This window comes from Pseudomonas sp. 1928-m, from assembly GCF_029269135.1.
In the GTDB taxonomy this organism is placed as follows: Bacteria; Pseudomonadota; Gammaproteobacteria; order Pseudomonadales; family Pseudomonadaceae; genus Aquipseudomonas.
Window position 1 is genome coordinate 54,031 of the sequence record NZ_JARIXO010000005.1, and the last position, 14,626, is coordinate 68,656.

General features: G+C 60.8%; 15 protein-coding genes. 10 read left to right on the forward strand and 5 right to left on the reverse strand.

Annotated features, from left to right (window positions below):
• Nucleotide 1 precedes the first annotated feature (1 nt).
• Nucleotides 2–178, reverse strand: a complete 177-nt coding sequence (locus tag P3C18_RS15650; protein WP_346015635.1) for a PA1571 family protein — start codon at nt 176–178, stop codon at nt 2–4.
• A gap of 152 nt (nt 179–330) precedes the next feature.
• On the opposite strand from P3C18_RS15650, the gene P3C18_RS15655 reads away from it, so the two are divergent.
• Genes P3C18_RS15655 through P3C18_RS15675 form a run of 5 tightly spaced genes read left to right on the forward strand, consistent with a single transcriptional unit; the run spans nt 331 to nt 4,698 of the window.
• Entirely contained in the window at nt 331–1,446 is a 1,116-nt protein-coding gene (locus tag P3C18_RS15655) for an ATP-NAD kinase family protein (RefSeq protein ID WP_275962775.1), read from the forward strand.
• 24 nt (nt 1,447–1,470) lie between these two features.
• Nucleotides 1,471–2,046 carry a DUF1287 domain-containing protein gene (locus P3C18_RS15660; protein ID WP_275962776.1) on the forward strand — a complete coding sequence of 192 codons (576 nt, stop codon included), beginning with the start codon at nt 1,471–1,473 and terminating at the stop codon, nt 2,044–2,046.
• A 23-nt stretch (nt 2,047–2,069) separates the two neighbouring features.
• A complete protein-coding gene (locus tag P3C18_RS15665) occupies nt 2,070–2,510 on the forward strand; it encodes a thiol-disulfide oxidoreductase DCC family protein (protein ID WP_275962777.1) in 441 nt (146 codons plus the stop codon).
• Nucleotides 2,503–2,892: a DoxX-like family protein gene (locus P3C18_RS15670; protein ID WP_275962778.1), complete on the forward strand. Its 390-nt coding sequence runs from the start codon at nt 2,503–2,505 to the stop codon at nt 2,890–2,892. The genes P3C18_RS15665 and P3C18_RS15670 overlap by 8 nt, the downstream gene beginning before the upstream one ends.
• A gap of 27 nt (nt 2,893–2,919) precedes the next feature.
• Nucleotides 2,920–4,698: an ABC transporter transmembrane domain-containing protein gene (locus P3C18_RS15675; protein WP_275962779.1), complete on the forward strand. Its 1,779-nt coding sequence runs from the start codon at nt 2,920–2,922 to the stop codon at nt 4,696–4,698.
• A gap of 92 nt (nt 4,699–4,790) precedes the next feature.
• Here P3C18_RS15675 and rhtA read toward each other — a convergent pair whose 3' ends face one another.
• The 3 genes from rhtA to P3C18_RS15690 all read right to left on the reverse strand — a co-directional run bounded on the left by rhtA (nt 4,791) and on the right by P3C18_RS15690 (nt 6,669).
• Nucleotides 4,791–5,663, reverse strand: coding sequence for a threonine/homoserine exporter RhtA (rhtA, locus tag P3C18_RS15680; protein ID WP_275962780.1), 873 nt, complete (start codon nt 5,661–5,663; stop codon nt 4,791–4,793).
• Nucleotides 5,664–5,740: 77 nt separating this feature from the next.
• On the reverse strand, nt 5,741–6,022 hold the full coding sequence (locus P3C18_RS15685; RefSeq protein WP_269381113.1) for a pyrimidine/purine nucleoside phosphorylase: 282 nt from the start codon (nt 6,020–6,022) through the stop codon (nt 5,741–5,743).
• Nucleotides 6,023–6,117: 95 nt separating this feature from the next.
• Nucleotides 6,118–6,669, reverse strand: a complete 552-nt coding sequence (locus P3C18_RS15690) for an exonuclease domain-containing protein (RefSeq protein WP_275962781.1) — start codon at nt 6,667–6,669, stop codon at nt 6,118–6,120.
• 208 nt (nt 6,670–6,877) lie between these two features.
• Here P3C18_RS15690 and P3C18_RS15695 point away from each other — a divergent pair, with 208 nt between their 5' ends.
• The 5 genes from P3C18_RS15695 to P3C18_RS15715 all read left to right on the forward strand — a co-directional run bounded on the left by P3C18_RS15695 (nt 6,878) and on the right by P3C18_RS15715 (nt 12,939).
• Nucleotides 6,878–7,753, forward strand: coding sequence for an NAD(P)-dependent oxidoreductase (locus P3C18_RS15695; RefSeq protein ID WP_275962782.1), 876 nt, complete (start codon nt 6,878–6,880; stop codon nt 7,751–7,753).
• Between the two features lie 89 nt (nt 7,754–7,842).
• Entirely contained in the window at nt 7,843–10,056 is a 2,214-nt protein-coding gene (locus P3C18_RS15700) for an EAL domain-containing protein (RefSeq protein WP_275962783.1), read from the forward strand.
• A complete protein-coding gene (locus P3C18_RS15705) occupies nt 10,056–11,951 on the forward strand; it encodes a sensor histidine kinase (RefSeq protein WP_275962784.1) in 1,896 nt (631 codons plus the stop codon). Before P3C18_RS15700 ends, P3C18_RS15705 begins: the two co-directional genes overlap by 1 nt.
• A gap of 88 nt (nt 11,952–12,039) precedes the next feature.
• The gene (locus P3C18_RS15710; protein ID WP_090386115.1) at nt 12,040–12,300 is read left to right on the forward strand and encodes a YkgJ family cysteine cluster protein; all 261 of its coding nucleotides are present in this window, start codon (nt 12,040–12,042) and stop codon (nt 12,298–12,300) included.
• A 36-nt stretch (nt 12,301–12,336) separates the two neighbouring features.
• A complete protein-coding gene (locus P3C18_RS15715) occupies nt 12,337–12,939 on the forward strand; it encodes an START domain-containing protein (RefSeq protein WP_275962785.1) in 603 nt (200 codons plus the stop codon).
• 66 nt (nt 12,940–13,005) lie between these two features.
• On the opposite strand, the gene gltA is transcribed toward P3C18_RS15715, so the two are convergent.
• On the reverse strand, nt 13,006–14,280 hold the full coding sequence (gene gltA / locus P3C18_RS15720) for a citrate synthase (protein ID WP_275962786.1): 1,275 nt from the start codon (nt 14,278–14,280) through the stop codon (nt 13,006–13,008).
• Nucleotides 14,281–14,626 lie beyond the last annotated feature (346 nt).

Below are 14,626 nucleotides of genomic sequence, written 5' to 3' on the forward strand. Positions count from 1 at the left end.
CTTACTTGGCTTGAGGGGCTTGCTTTTTAGCTTTTTCCAGCGCGTTGCAGGCCTGTTGGATCATCTCTTCGGTGATCGGGATTTCGCGGCCCTGGGCGTCGATGACAAAACCACCAATCGGCATTGTCGGGGCTTTTGGCGAATTCTGTTGTTGGCTGTGCATGGCTTGTCTCCTCATCGGTTAGCGCGATTTTATGAGTGTTAGATGAAGGCGCTATGACAACTGCGACGGCAGAAAACCGCCGCAGGGCACAGGGCAAATCAGTCACTGCAGGCACTGTGCCAGGCCCGGCAGATATTGAGCAGGTAGGTATTGAATTAGAGGGTGTTATGGGGCTTTTCCATATTGGTTTGATCATCAATCCATTGGCCGGGCTGGGCGGCCCGGCGGGGTTCAAGGGCAGTGACGGCATGGCCGAACAGGCCTTGGCTCTGGGCGTTGAGGCCAAGTCGGCGCTGCGTACACAAACTGCCCTTGAAGTGCTGCTTCCGCTGCGTGAACGCCTGGAATTCGTCACCTTTCCCGGCGCCATGGGCGCCGACTTGCTGAGCGAGATGGGTTTTGCCCACCGCGTGGTCGGTGAGCTGCCGGCGGGTCCGAGCAGCGCCGCTGATACCCGTCAGGCTGTGGAGTTGCTGCAGGATGCCGGCGTGGCACTGATTTTGTTTGCCGGTGGCGACGGCACGGCGCGGGATATCTGCGCCGCAGCGCGCGAAGGCCAGCCGGTGCTGGGTATTCCGGCTGGGGTAAAGATTCAGTCCGGGGTCTACGCCATCAGCCCACGCGCAGCCGGTGAGCTGACTGCACGGCTAATCGAAGGCGGCCTGGTGCGCCTGAGCAGTGGCGAGGTGCGCGATATTGATGAAAGTGCGCTGCGTGAGGGGCGCGTAACCGCGCGCTGGTATGGCGAGCTGACGGTGCCGCAGGAAGGCGGCTATGTGCAGCAGGTCAAGCAGGGCGGCGTGGAGTCTGAAGAGCTGGTACTGATTGACCTGGCCGACTGGTTGCAGGACAGCTGGGAAAGCGATGTACGTTATGTCTTCGGCCCCGGCTCGACCCTGCATGGCCTGGCGCAGAACCTCGGTTTGCAGACCACGCTGCTGGGCGTCGATGTAATCGAGAATGGTCAGCTGCTGGCCAGCGATGTCACTGAGGCGCAGCTGTTCGAGCTGATTGATGGCCATCCAGCGCGGCTGCTGGTGACTGCGATTGGCGGGCAGGGGCATATTATCGGTCGTGGCAACCAGCAGGTCAGCCCACGAGTGCTGCGCGCGATTGGACTGGATAACCTGCGGGTGGTCGCCACCAAGCGCAAGCTCGGCACGCTTGAAGGCCGGCCGCTGCTGGTGGACAGCGGCGACGTGGCGTTGGACGATGCCTTTCCCGATGTGGTGCGCGTGTGGGCCGGGTATAAGGAAGAGCTGCTGTATCCCGTGGGCAAGTAGCAGCTGGGCGATCAAGGAGGCGTTATGCGGGTGATTCTGCTGTTTGCATTGGCCATGTTGCTAAGCGCCCAGGCCTGGGCCCTGCAAGCCGATGCCCTGGTCACAGCGGCCCGCGAGCAAGTCGGCGTAACCCTGAATTATGACCCTGCTTACCGCCGCCTGAGTTACCCCAATGGCGATGTACCGCTGAATACTGGCGTGTGTACCGATGTGATAATCCGCGCGCTGCGCCAGCAGGGGCTGGATCTGCAGCAAGCGGTGCATCAGGACATGCGCGCAAACTTTCGCCTGTATCCCAAAAACTGGGGGCTAAGCCGGCCCGACAGCAATATCGACCACCGGCGCGTGCCGAATCTGATGACCTGGTTTAAGCGGCAGGGCTGGGCACTGCCGCTTGGCCAGGATGCTGAGCGCTATCGTCCTGGCGATATCGTCACCTGGGATCTGGGTGGCGGCCTGACCCATATCGGCATTATCAGCGACCGCCAGGCCGGCAGCGGCGTGCCCCTGGTGCTGCACAATATCGGCCGTGGCACTCAGGAAGAGGACATTCTCTTCAGCTTTAAGATTACTGGCCATTACCGTATTCCCGCAGCCTGAGGGCCGCACAGAAGGAGTTGGGCATGCAGGCGCAAACACAAACACCTCCACCCCTTATCCAGCCCGGCGAGCGTGTGGTGCTGTTTGATGGGGTGTGCAAACTGTGCAACGGCTGGGCGAAGTTTCTGATTCGCCATGACCCTGAGCAGCGCTTTCGCCTGGCCTCGGTGCAGTCTGCTGAGGGCCAGGCGCTATTGGCCTGGGGCGGTTTGCCCACCGAGCGCTTCGATACCATGGCCTTGATTGAGAATGGCCAGATGCTGCTGCGTTCGGATGCAGTGCTGCGCATCGTCGCCCAGCTGCCTAAGCCATGGCGCTGGTTGGCTTGGCTGCGGCTGATCCCAAGGCCTATACGTGATTGGTGCTATGACCGTATTGCGCTCAATCGCTACCGGCTGTTTGGGCGCTATGACAGCTGCCTAATACCCAGTGCCGACCATGCACGGCGCTTCCTGCATGACTGATCAGCGTTTACCGCAGATTGCTTGGCTGGCGCGTATCGCTCTGGCGCTTGTGTTTATCTGGCACGGCCTGGTGCCGAAGATTCTCTGGCTGAGCCCGGATGAGCTGGCGATGATCCAGGCCCACAATCTGCCAGCCCCCGAATGGGTGGCGCGCATCGCCGGTTTGGCGGAAATCATCCTGGGTGTGTTGCTGCTGTGGCGGCGTCAGCGCTGGCCCTTGCTGCTGGCCGGTGTGCTGTTGATTGGGCTGCTGCTTGATGTGGCGCTATTCAGTCCCCATCTACTGCTGCAGGCGTTTAATCCGCTGAGCACCAACCTAGCCGCCCTGGCGCTGTGTTGGGTGGCTTGGCGGGCGGAAACGCCGCAATCGCCTTCTAATTAACGGGCGTCAGCGCCTCAGCGAGCCTCCATGCTTTCGATCCTGTCTTCCCGTCAGCGCAATGCCCTGCGTATGGCCTGGCGCTTTATTGCGCCGTACCGTGGTCGCGTGTTCGGGGCCTTGCTGGCGCTGATGTTTACCGCCGCCATCACCCTGTCGATGGGCCAGGGCATCAAGCTGCTGGTCGATCAGGGTCTGGCTACTCAGTCGCCAGCGGCGCTGCAGCAGTCGATCGGGCTGTTCTTCGTACTGGTGCTGGCGCTGGCCATCGGCACCTTTACCCGTTTCTACCTGGTGTCGTGGATTGGCGAGCGCTTTGTCGCCGATATCCGCAAGCGGGTGTTTAACCACCTGATTGAGCTGCATCCGGGCTTTTATGAGAGCAACCGCAGCTCGGAGATTCAGTCGCGGCTGACCGCCGATACCACGCTGCTGCAATCGGTGATCGGCTCGTCGCTGTCGATGGCGCTGCGCAACCTGATCATGCTGGTTGGCGGCAGCGTGCTGCTGGTGGTGACCAACGCCAAGCTCAGCGGCATCGTGTTGATGGCGCTGCCGCTGGTGGTCGCGCCGATTCTGATCTTCGGCCGCCGCGTGCGCGCGCTGTCGCGGCAGAGCCAGGACCGGGTGGCGGATGTCGGCAGTTACGTCGGTGAGGTGCTTGGGCAGATCAAGACCGTACAAGCCTATAACCACCAGAATGAGGACAAGCGCCGTTTCGGTCTGTCCGCCGAGGCGGCCTTCGACACGGCACGCCAGCGCATCGCCCAGCGCGCCTGGCTGATTACTGTGGTGATCGTGCTGGTGCTCGGCGCGGTGGGGGTGATGCTCTGGGTCGGAGGTATGGACGTGATTGCTGGCCGCATCAGTGGCGGCGAGCTGGCTGCCTTTGTGTTCTACAGCCTGATTGTCGGTTCGGCCTTTGGCACCCTGAGCGAGGTGATCGGTGAGCTGCAACGCGCTGCCGGCGCCGCTGAGCGCATCGCCGAGCTGCTACAGGCACGCAATGAAATCACTCCGCCAGCTACGGATGCGTTGCATCTGATCCAGCCAGTGCAGGGCCGTATCGAACTGCAAGGGCTGCGCTTCGCTTATCCGTCGCGCCCCAGCAGCTTTGCCGTGGATGGCATTGATCTGCAGGTCGCGGCAGGGGAAACCCTGGCCCTGGTTGGGCCGTCTGGTGCAGGTAAATCGACTCTGTTTGATCTGTTGCTGCGCTTTTTCGACCCGCAACAGGGTCGCATCCTGATTGATGGCGTGCCGATCCCGCAGCTTGATCCGCGCGAATTGCGCAGCAGCTTTGCCCTGGTGTCGCAAAACCCCGCGCTGTTCTTCGGCTCGGTGGAGGACAATATCCGCTATGGCAAAACCAGCGCGACGCTGGCTGAAGTCGAAGCGGCAGCCAAAGCTGCGCATGCCCATGAGTTCATCATGAAGTTGCCGAATGGCTACCAGACTCACCTGGGCGATGCCGGGCTGGGGCTATCCGGCGGACAGCGTCAACGCCTGGCGATTGCTCGGGCATTGCTGGTGGATGCGCCGATTCTGCTGCTCGATGAGGCGACCAGTGCGCTGGATGCCGAGAGCGAACATCTGATTCAGCAAGCCTTGCCACCACTGATGGAGGGGCGCACCACCCTGGTGATCGCCCATCGCCTGGCCACGGTCAAAAGTGCTGACCGCATTGCAGTGATCGAGCATGGCAAACTGGCCGCGATTGGCACGCACAGCGAGCTGGTCAACAGCAGCCCGCTGTATGCGCGCCTGGCCGAGTTGCAATTTAGCAATGAGGCGGAAGCGGTTAATTGATGCTGTGGGAGGGGCTTTAGCCGCGATCAGGGGCGCTGCGGTTTTGCTTTGTCGCGGCTAAAGCCCCTCCCACAGCAGGCACGCGCTGGAACTTAAAGCGGCTTGGCTTTCGGTTTGATGGTCGCCGCCGCGCCGGCCGAGGCGAGGATGATCGCGCTGATCGCCAGCCATTGGCTGAGCGTCAAGCGCTCGCTAAGGAACAGCAGGCCGGAGAGGGCGGCAATCGCCGGCTCCATGCTCATCAGGATGCTGAAGGTGCGCGCGGGCAGGCGGGTCAGGGCGACCATTTCCAGGCTGTAGGGCAGTGCCGAGGACAGTACGGCTACGCCGAGGGCGATGGGCAGCAGGTCGATTGAAAATAGACCACTACCGGCTTGCCACAGGCCAATCGGAAACACCAGCAGGGCCGCGACTATGGTGCCGAGGGCCACGGTCTGCTTGCCGTGCTCGGCGCCAGCTTTTTGCCCGAAAACGATATACAGCGCCCAGCACAGGCCGGCAGCCAGGGCCAGGGCCATGCCGACCGGGTCCAGCGGCACATCGCTTTGGCCGGTGGGCAGCAGTAGCCAGAGGCCGAAAACAGCTAGGGCGATCCAGACGAAATCCAGCAAACGCCGCGACGACAGCAAGGCCAGGCCCAGCGGCCCAGTAAATTCCAGGGCCACGGCGATGCCCAGGGGTATGGTTTTCAGCGAGAGGTAGAACAGCAGGTTCATGCTGCCCAGCGACAGCCCATAGGCCAGTAGCGAACGGCAGGATTTCAGCGTCAGCTTGGCCTGCCAGGGTCGCATCAGCACGCACAGGATCAGCGCGCCGAGGCTTAGGCGCAGCGCGGTGGTGCCGCTGGCACCGATTTCTGGAAACAGCCCCTTGGCCAGTGACGCGCCGCTCTGGATCGAGGTCATGGCAATCAGCAGCAATATGATCGGCAGGATCACCAGAGAGAATTGCGTTGAGCGCGGCATGGCTGTTCCTTTGAATTATCTATCCAGTAATAAAAAACCGGCCACGGAGGCCGGCTTTTATGCACCACGGCTAAGGCTTAGCGGTATTCACACAGGTAGGCAGTATCGGCTGCGACCTTTAGTTGAAACTTGCTGTCGGCCGGTACGGTGAATTTGCTGCCGCTGGTGAAGGTTTCCCAGCTGTCGCTGCCTGGCAGTTTCACGGTCAGGGCGCCGGCGACCACGTGCATGATTTCCAGCTGATTGGTGCCGAATTCATACTCGCCTGCAGCCATCACGCCAATGGTAGCCGGGCCTTCAGCCATGCCGAAGGCGATGGATTTGACGGTGCCGTCGAAGTATTCATTGACCTTGAACATCTGCAGTTCCTCAATAGGGGATTAAAAAGGCTGGCCGCCAGTAGCGACAGGCCATAGAAAAAGGCCAGCCAGTATGCCCAAGCGTTTTTTCTTCGTCATCTGCTTTGCGCAGGCAAAACCAGTGGCAGCAGCCGGGCGGTATTGCGCGCATCGGTCAGGGCGCGATGCTGCTGGCCTTGGAACTGCAGGCCGGCGAGATTCAGCGCCATTTTCAAGCCAATCGGGCTGGGCAGCTGGCGGGCTTCGGCGAAGCGCTTTTTCAGGTTGATGTGCGGGATCTGGCTCAGGTAACTCTCCAGCCCATGGGCGCGCCATTCCTGCTCGAACTGGCGGCGGTCGTAGTCGCCCCAGCTGGCCCAGCCCGCCAGTTGTGCTTGATGGGCCAGCAGCCAGCGTTCGAATTGTGCCCACACCGCACTGAGTGGCGCGGCGGCATCGACATCGGCCTGGCTGATCTGGGTGAGCTGACGGCAGAAATGGGTCAAATGCGGGCGCCGGGTGGGCCGCACAAAACGTTGGAAATACTCGATCTCATGGCCGCCAGCGTTGACCAGGCTGGCGCCGATTTCGATGATTTCCATATCTGTGACCGGCCAACCGCCTTCTTCAGTGGTGGCTTCCAGGTCGATTACCAGCCAATGCTGCATAAGCCCTCCTTAGCGTGCAGCGAGTATGGAAGCAGGATCGGTGTTGGGTAAAGTCTATTGGTCGGGTGCATCCATACAGTTTTGCCCTATGGCTGTACTGGCGCTGGCCCCATGTGGCGGGCATGCTTGCAGTCGGGTTCGTATCCGCCATGCAGCGCGGATATGCGGTTAAGTAGACGCGCGCTGTGGATGGCGTTCAAAGGTAGAGGTGGATATGGCAAAGCTGGCGTTTATCGGGCTGGGCGTAATGGGTTATCCGATGGCCGGGCATCTGGCGCGCGCCGGGCACCAGGTGTGTGTGTACAACCGCACTGTCGCCAAGGCTGCGCAGTGGGCTGCCGAATATACCGGCAGCCACGCGGCAACCCCGCGTGAAGCGGCCGCAGGCGCCGAGTTTGTGATGGTTTGCGTGGGCAATGATGATGATCTGCGCGGTGTGGTACTGGGCGAGCAGGGCGCCTTCGCCGGCATGCAACCCGGCGCGGTGCTGGTCGATCACACCACCGCCTCGGCGCAGGTTGCACGCGAGCTGGCCGAACAGGCCGCTGCGCGCCAGCTGGGTTTTCTCGATGCACCGGTATCCGGCGGTCAGGCCGGCGCGCAGAACGGCGCGCTGACCATCATGGTCGGCGGTACGGCTGCAACCTACGCCAAGGCCGAGCCGATTATTCAGGCCTATGCACGCATGGCCCGCTTGATGGGCGAAGCCGGCAGCGGCCAGCTGACCAAGATGGTCAACCAGATTTGCATCGCCGGCCTGGTGCAGGGCTTGTCCGAGGCTTTGCATTTTGCCGAGTGCGCCGGGCTCGACGCGCACGGCGCGATGGAAGTGATCAGCAAGGGCGCAGCGCAGTCCTGGCAGCTGGAAAATCGCCACAAAACCATGCTGGCCGGCGAATTCGAGCACGGTTTTGCTGTGGACTGGATGCGCAAGGACCTGTCGATCCTGCTGGCCGAGGCCCGTAGCAATGGCGCTCAGCTGCCGGTAACCGCGCTGGTCGATCAGTTCTACGCCGATGTGCAGGGCATGGGCGGCGGCCGTTGGGACACGTCCAGCCTGTTTGCCCGCCTGAACAAGCGTTGACTGGCAGCTGAGGACAGCCGTCTATACTGGCTTCAAAGCCAGTAAGGATTCGGCGCTGTTCTCACTCTTCAGGCATGCGGGCACTGTTCATGGATGATCAATTTGCATTCAGCGACGACCTTCCCGGCACTACCAGCCAGCCCGTGTGGCGCGTACTGGCGGTTGATGATGACGCCGACTTCCAGCGCGCCACCGCCTTTGCCCTGAGCGAGCTGGAACTGCTGGGCGGGCGCATTGAGCTGATTCAGGCGTTTAGTTGCCGTGAAGCCTCGATGCTCCTGGCCAAGCACCATGACATCGCCCTGGTGTTGCTCGATGTGGTGATGGAAACCGAAGACGCCGGCCTGCGCCTGATCAAGGCGCTGCGTGAGGTGATCGGCAACCGCGAAACCCGCGTGGTGATGCTGACCGGCGAGCCAGGCCTGGCGCCGGCCCATGAAGTGATGCGTGATTACGACATCAACGACTATTGGACCAAGAGTGAACTCAGCGCCGAGCGCTTGCTGACGGTGCTCACCGCCGCGGTGCGCGGTTATGCTCAGCTCCGGGCTGTAGCCAGCGCCCGGCGTGGCTTGCAGATGATCGTCGAATCGAGCAATGCGTTGTTCTGCTCAAAAAATACCCGCGAGCTGTCGGCCAAGATTCTGTCGGAAATCACCTCGCTGCTTAATCTGCAGACTGAGGGCATCGTTTGTGTGCGCGCCGATGAAGTGGACGCCACGGCCGAGCCGAATGCGCGGATTGTCAGCGCCAGCGGGCGCTTCTTCGACAGCATCGACGCCGATCTGGACGTGCTGCAGCCGCAGGTCGCAGCGGCGGTGCGCCAATGCCTGCAGGCGCAACAGACCCTGCGTCTGAGCGACTGCACGGTATTGTTCTTTCCGCGCTTTCAGGCGGGTTCGGACTACGCCTGCTATATCGACAGTGCGCGGACGCTGGATGACACCGAGCTGGAGCTGCTCAAGGTGTTCAGCGCCAGTATCAGCCGTGGCCTGTACAACGTCGCGCTGTTCAGCCGCCTGGAGGAAATGGCCTACCAGGACGACCTGCTGAAGATCCCCAACCGCAATGCGCTGATCCGCATGCTGGACATGACGTTGAAGTCCGAAGCCAAGGATCAGCGCGTGCTGGTGCTTATCGATATCGACAATTTTTCCGGCGCCAACACTGCCTTTGGCACCGGTTATGGCGATTTTATCCTCGGTCTGGTGGCGAAGAAGCTGCGCGATGCCTTCAACCATGAGGTGCTGATTGCGCGGGTGCGTGACGACCTGTTTGCCATCCTCGGCCCGCAAACGCAGGTCAATGCCGCTGAAGTGGTGGCGCTGTTTCGCCGGCATAAACGCCCCTATGAGCTGGGCCAGGTGCATAGCCTGAGCAGCGTGACCATGCACCTGGCCGACTTTACCGGCAGTGCCAGCGTGGCTCTGCAGGATGCGCTGCTGACTCTGAAGCAGGCCAAGCGCCTGGGGCATGACCAGCACGGTGTCTATGATCCGCGCCTGCAGGGTGCGCATGCCGAGTCCTACCGCATGCTGCTGGCCCTGCGCGATGCGGTGGAGGCTGGGCAGATCAGCGTCGAGTTGCAGCCGCAGATCGACCTGAAAACCCGCCGCGTTACCGGTGTGGAAGCCCTGGCGCGCTGGCGCAAGGCCGACGGCAAGATGGTCCCGCCGCTGAGTTTTATCCCCCTGGCCGAGGCCACCGGTTACATCTTGCCGCTGGGCGATCTGCTGATGCGTTTGGCCCTGCAGGTGGCCAAACAGCTGGCTGATGCCGGTTACCCGCAGATCCGCGTCGCGGTCAACGTTTCCGCGCCGCAGCTGCTGCAGCATGATTTTATCGAGCGGTTCAATTCGCACCTGCAGGCGGCCGGGGTATTGCCTGAGCAGATCGAGGTGGAAATTACCGAATCGGTGGCCATGCGCACCTTTGATACGGTCTGCGAAAAACTGCGGGCGCTGCGCGCCATGGGCGTTGAAGTGGCCATTGATGACTTCGGTACCGGCTTCTCATCGCTCAGCTACCTGCGTTTGCTGCCGGCCGATCGGTTGAAAATTGACCGCAGTTTTGTTCTGGAAATCGGCGAAGTCAGTGACCAGCAGATGATCGCCGAGGCGGTGATCCAGATCGCCGCACGGGTCGGCATGCAGGTGATTGCCGAAGGCGTGGAGACCCAGCAGCAGGCCGACTGGATTCTCGGCCATGGCTGTCGGCAGGCGCAGGGGTATCTGTTTGCCAAACCGATGGCCTGCGCCGACTTACTCAACTGGCTGAGTGACTGGCCGGAGCGCCCGGCCTGATGCAGCAATCCTGGCGCAGCAGGCTGTTGTCGCAGCCGGTCAGGCGCAACCTGTTGCTGCTATTTGTGCCATGGACGCTGCTGATTCTGCTGTTGATGGCGCTGCTCTATGAGCGCTTGCTGGATGCGCGGCTTGAGCCGCTGTTGCGTGATCAGCAGATCAGCCTGAACGAGGGCGTCGGCGTGCTCAATCGGCATCTGGCGACCTTGCGCGGCAATCTGCAGTTTCTTACGCAGCAACCGCTGCTGGCCGAGGTGCTGCGTGACCCTAGTGCGGACAACCGGCATGCCCTGAGTCAGCTGTTTGTCGAGTTCGCCCGCAGCAGCAGGGTTTACGACCAAATTCGTTGGCTGGATGAGCGCGGCGCAGAGCAGGTGCGGGTCGATTGGCGCGATGGTGAGTCGCAGGCGCGCGATCAGGCGCAATTGCACAACCAGGCGCAACAGTACTACTTCGTGGAAACCATGAACCTGCCCCAGGACGCGTTCTACCTCTCGCGTTTTGATCTGAATGCCGACTCCGGCGTCGTCGAGCAACCGCTCAAGCCCACCCTGCGCGGCGCTGAGCCGATTTTTGATGATGAGGGCAAGCGCCGCGGCATTCTGATCCTCAATTACCTGGGGCAAGTGCTGCTGCAGCGTTTGGCCCAGGTGTCCAAGAGTTATGGCAACAACCTGACCTTGGTCGATCATGAAGGCTACTGGATGCTCGCCGCCGATGCGCAGGATGCCTGGGGCTTTGCCCTGGGCAAGCCTGAGGCGACCCTGGCCAGCCGCTTTCCCGATAGCTGGCGACGTATGCAGGCCACACGCAATGGCGTGTTTAGCGACAGTGGCGGCTATTGGGCTTTCAATACGTTCGATCCCTACCAGGGCAGTGGCCAAGACGCGGCAGCGGGTGAGTACTGGTTGCTGGTCTCGCACCTGCCTCTGGAGCAAATCCAAGGGTTGCGTGGGCAAGTGCTCTGGCAGGTGTTGCTGTTCGTTTGTGTGATGCTCTCTCTCGGTCTGCTGGTGGTCTTGCGTCTGGGATTGGCGGAGTTCGAGCGTAATCAGGTGCGCGAGGCGCTGGAAGTCAGCAGCCAGGCGTTGCAGCAGAGCAATACTGAGCTGCGTGACACGGTGGAACAGCTGCAGCGCACGCGCGGTGCCTTGATCCAGGCGGAAAAACTATCCTCGCTGGGCACCTTGGTCGCTGGTGTGGCGCATGAGCTGAATACGCCGATTGGCGCCGCCAGCATGGCAGCGTCCACCCTCGATAAAGGCAATCAGAGTCTGCAGAAGAGCCTCGGTGAGGGACTTCAGCGTTCGGCGCTGGAGCGCTTTGTGCAGCGCAATGATGAAGGTCTGGCAATCATCCTCAACAGCCTGACGCGCATGGCGCAGCTGACCCGGGCCTTCAAGCAACTGGCCAGTGACCGTGCGAGTACCGAGCGGCGCCGCTTTGATCTGGTCGAGTTGGTTGGCGAAGTCATGTTGCTGTTCACCCCCAAGCTCAAGCAGTCAAACCATCGGGTGCAGCTGGAGTTACCGCAGAGTCTGATGCTCGACAGCTATCCAGGGCCTCTGGGGCAGATTCTGCAGAACCTGATCGACAATGCGCTGATCCATGCTTTCGATTCGGGCATGAACGGCGTGGTGACGGTCAGGGTTGAGCACGATGAAATGCGCCACGAATGCGTGATTGCAGTCAGCGATAACGGCGACGGCATGAGTGATGACGTGCTGGCGAAGATCTTCGATCCGTTCTTTACCACCCGGCGTGGACGCGGCGGCACTGGGCTTGGTCTGCATATCACCCATCAGTTGGCGGTGGATATTCTCGGTGCAGAGCTGCAGGTACGCAGCGCGCCAGGGCAGGGCACGCAGTTTCGCCTGCGCTTACCGCTCGCCTGAATCTATAGATGGACGGCTGCCAAGCCGTCTGCGCCCACGTAGAATTGTCGGCCTGTGCCCCGTGCTGTTGTTTTGAGGTTCTCCTGTCATGAATTGCCGTGCCGGCTGCGGCGCCTGCTGCATTGCCCCTTCGATCAGTTCCCCCATCCCGGGTATGCCCGATGGCAAACCGGCTGGTGTGCGTTGCGTGCAGTTGGATGCGAATAACTACTGCCTGATCTTCGGCCAGCCCGAGCGGCCGGCGGTGTGTTCGGCGTTTCATGCCGCCGAGTATGTGTGCGGCAGCACTACGGCAGAGGCCCTGCAATTGATTGGCTGGCTGGAGCAGAGTACGGCCGTTGCAGTCTGATACTGTGACTCAGGGTTATCTGCTGCCGGAGGCATGATGGTGCGGTTTACAGGGTTGCTCTTGGGAGTTGCCGCGTTGCTGGCGGTGGGCGGGGCGCAGGCGGCGCAATGGCGTCTGGTCAAGGATGAGGCGGGAATTCAGGTCTATTTGCAGCAAATACCCGGTTCAAGCTTTCAGGCGTTTCGTGGCATCACCCGTATACGGGCGGATATGCCGCGATTATTGGCCCTGCAGGATGATGTCAGCGCGGCCTGCGCCTGGATTCATGCCTGCAGCGAGCAGAAGCTGCTCAAGCATGAGGGCGATCTAAGCTGGGCCTACAGCCGCTTCCACACGCCCTGGCCGGTGCAACCGCGTGATTCGATCCTGCAGGTCACTACCACGCGTGATGCCGATGGTCGGGTAACCCGCACCCTACACGGGGTTGCCGACTATTTGCCGCCGCAGCAAGGCTTTGTGCGGGTGAGTAAGGTGGAAGGCTTCTGGAGCCTTACGCCGCACGAAGGTGAAATCGAGGTGATCTACGAGGTGCATTCTGAGCCGGGCGGCAGCGTACCGGCCTGGTTGGCCAATAGCTTTGTCGTGGATGCGCCGTTCAATACCTTGCAGGGGCTGCGTCAGTTGGCTGAACAGCCGTAAAGCTGGCTATTCAGCGCAATAAAAAAGGCTGCCCGAGGGCAGCCTTTTCGTGCGGCGAGAACTGAATTACTTCTTCAGGTCGCGCTGCGGGTAGCCGGTGTACAGCTGGCGTGGACGGCCAATCTTGTACGGGCTGGAGAGCATTTCTTTCCAGTGCGAGATCCAGCCGACAGTCCGCGCCAGGGCGAAGATCACGGTGAACATGCTGGTCGGAATACCGATGGCCTTGAGGATGATGCCCGAGTAGAAGTCGACGTTCGGGTACAGGTTGCGCTCTTTGAAGTACGGGTCGGTCAGGGCGATTTCTTCCAGACGCATCGCCAGTTCCAGCTGTGGATCGTTCTTGATGCCCAGCTCTTTCAGTACTTCGTCGCAGGTCTGCTTCATCACGGTGGCGCGCGGGTCGCGGTTTTTGTAAACGCGATGACCGAAGCCCATGAGTTTGAACGGATCGTTCTTGTCCTTGGCCTTGGCGATGAACTTGTCAATGTTGGAAACATCGCCAATCTCATCCAGCATGCTCAGTACGGCCTCATTGGCGCCGCCGTGCGCCGGGCCCCAGAGGGCGGCGATACCGGCGGCGATACAGGCGAACGGGTTGGCACCCGAGGAACCCGCCAGACGTACGGTGGAGGTCGAAGCGTTCTGCTCATGGTCGGCGTGCAGGATAAAGATCTTATCCATGGCCTTGGCCAGCACCGGGCTGATCGGTTTGATCTCGCACGGTGTGTTGAACATCATGTGCAGGAAGTTTTCCGCATAGTTCAGGTCGTTACGCGGATACATCATCGGCTGACCCATGGAGTACTTGTAGGTCATGGCGGCGATGGTTGGCATCTTGGCGATCAGGCGCATGGCCGACACTTCGCGGTGATGCGGGTTATTGATGTCCAGCGAGTCGTGGTAGAAGGCCGAGAGGGCGCCGACTACACCGCACATGATGGCCATCGGGTGAGCGTCACGGCGGAAGCCGTTGAAGAAGGTCTTCAGTTGCTCGTGAACCATGGTGTGGTTCTTGATGGTGCTGACGAACTTGGCTTTCTCTTCTGCGTTCGGCAGTTCGCCGTTCAGCAGCAGGTAGCAGGTTTCCAGGTAATCGGATTGCTCTGCCAGCTGTTCGATGGGGTAGCCGCGATGCAGCAGGATGCCCTGGTCGCCGTCGATGTAGGTGATCTTCGACTCGCACGAGGCGGTGGACATAAAGCCAGGATCAAATGTGAAACGGCCCGTGGCGGTTAAGCCCCGCACGTCAATTACATCGGGACCAACGGTGCCGGTTAAAATGGGCAGCTCGACGGGGGCTGCGCCCTCGATGATCAACTGCGCTTTTTTGTCAGCCATGTTTGGCCTCCTAGTTATGCTTGAAATCATCTGACTGCCCCCCACGCAGGGCCCGCACCACTATAGTGAGATAAATTCGAATGTCAATTTGCGAAAACCCAGGCGGCAGAAGGGTTTGCGGGTGGTTTTCGGGCTTTTAAAGCGGCTCTTTACGCCATTTATTAGAGGTGTGCAATGCGCTTTTAGGTAGGGGGCTTTGCGTTGTCATTAGTAACCTAACTGTCTATACTCTGCGCCCAGCTACCAAGGGCTTTAGCCTGTCTTTTGGTAGTTGTCACTCCTTGGGTGATGGGTACCTGACCAGTGCACTTCCCGACAACTTTGCCCTGATAGTTAGGGGCTCTCA

Coding starts and splice junctions, on each gene's coding strand:
- gltA (WP_275962786.1), bottom strand. CDS start 14,280: ATGGCTGACAAAAAAGCGCAGTTGATCATCGAGGGCGCAGCCCCCGTC.
- rhtA (WP_275962780.1), bottom strand. CDS start 5,663: ATGCCGCGCTCAACGCAATTCTCTCTGGTGATCCTGCCGATCATATTG.
- P3C18_RS15705 (WP_275962784.1), top strand. CDS start 10,056: ATGCAGCAATCCTGGCGCAGCAGGCTGTTGTCGCAGCCGGTCAGGCGC.
- P3C18_RS15675 (WP_275962779.1), top strand. CDS start 2,920: ATGCTTTCGATCCTGTCTTCCCGTCAGCGCAATGCCCTGCGTATGGCC.
- P3C18_RS15685 (WP_269381113.1), bottom strand. CDS start 6,022: ATGTTCAAGGTCAATGAATACTTCGACGGCACCGTCAAATCCATCGCC.
- P3C18_RS15700 (WP_275962783.1), top strand. CDS start 7,843: ATGGATGATCAATTTGCATTCAGCGACGACCTTCCCGGCACTACCAGC.
- P3C18_RS15660 (WP_275962776.1), top strand. CDS start 1,471: ATGCGGGTGATTCTGCTGTTTGCATTGGCCATGTTGCTAAGCGCCCAG.
- P3C18_RS15690 (WP_275962781.1), bottom strand. CDS start 6,669: ATGCAGCATTGGCTGGTAATCGACCTGGAAGCCACCACTGAAGAAGGC.
- P3C18_RS15655 (WP_275962775.1), top strand. CDS start 331: ATGGGGCTTTTCCATATTGGTTTGATCATCAATCCATTGGCCGGGCTG.
- P3C18_RS15670 (WP_275962778.1), top strand. CDS start 2,503: ATGACTGATCAGCGTTTACCGCAGATTGCTTGGCTGGCGCGTATCGCT.
- P3C18_RS15665 (WP_275962777.1), top strand. CDS start 2,070: ATGCAGGCGCAAACACAAACACCTCCACCCCTTATCCAGCCCGGCGAG.
- P3C18_RS15710 (WP_090386115.1), top strand. CDS start 12,040: ATGAATTGCCGTGCCGGCTGCGGCGCCTGCTGCATTGCCCCTTCGATC.
- P3C18_RS15715 (WP_275962785.1), top strand. CDS start 12,337: ATGGTGCGGTTTACAGGGTTGCTCTTGGGAGTTGCCGCGTTGCTGGCG.
- P3C18_RS15650 (WP_346015635.1), bottom strand. CDS start 178: ATGAGGAGACAAGCCATGCACAGCCAACAACAGAATTCGCCAAAAGCC.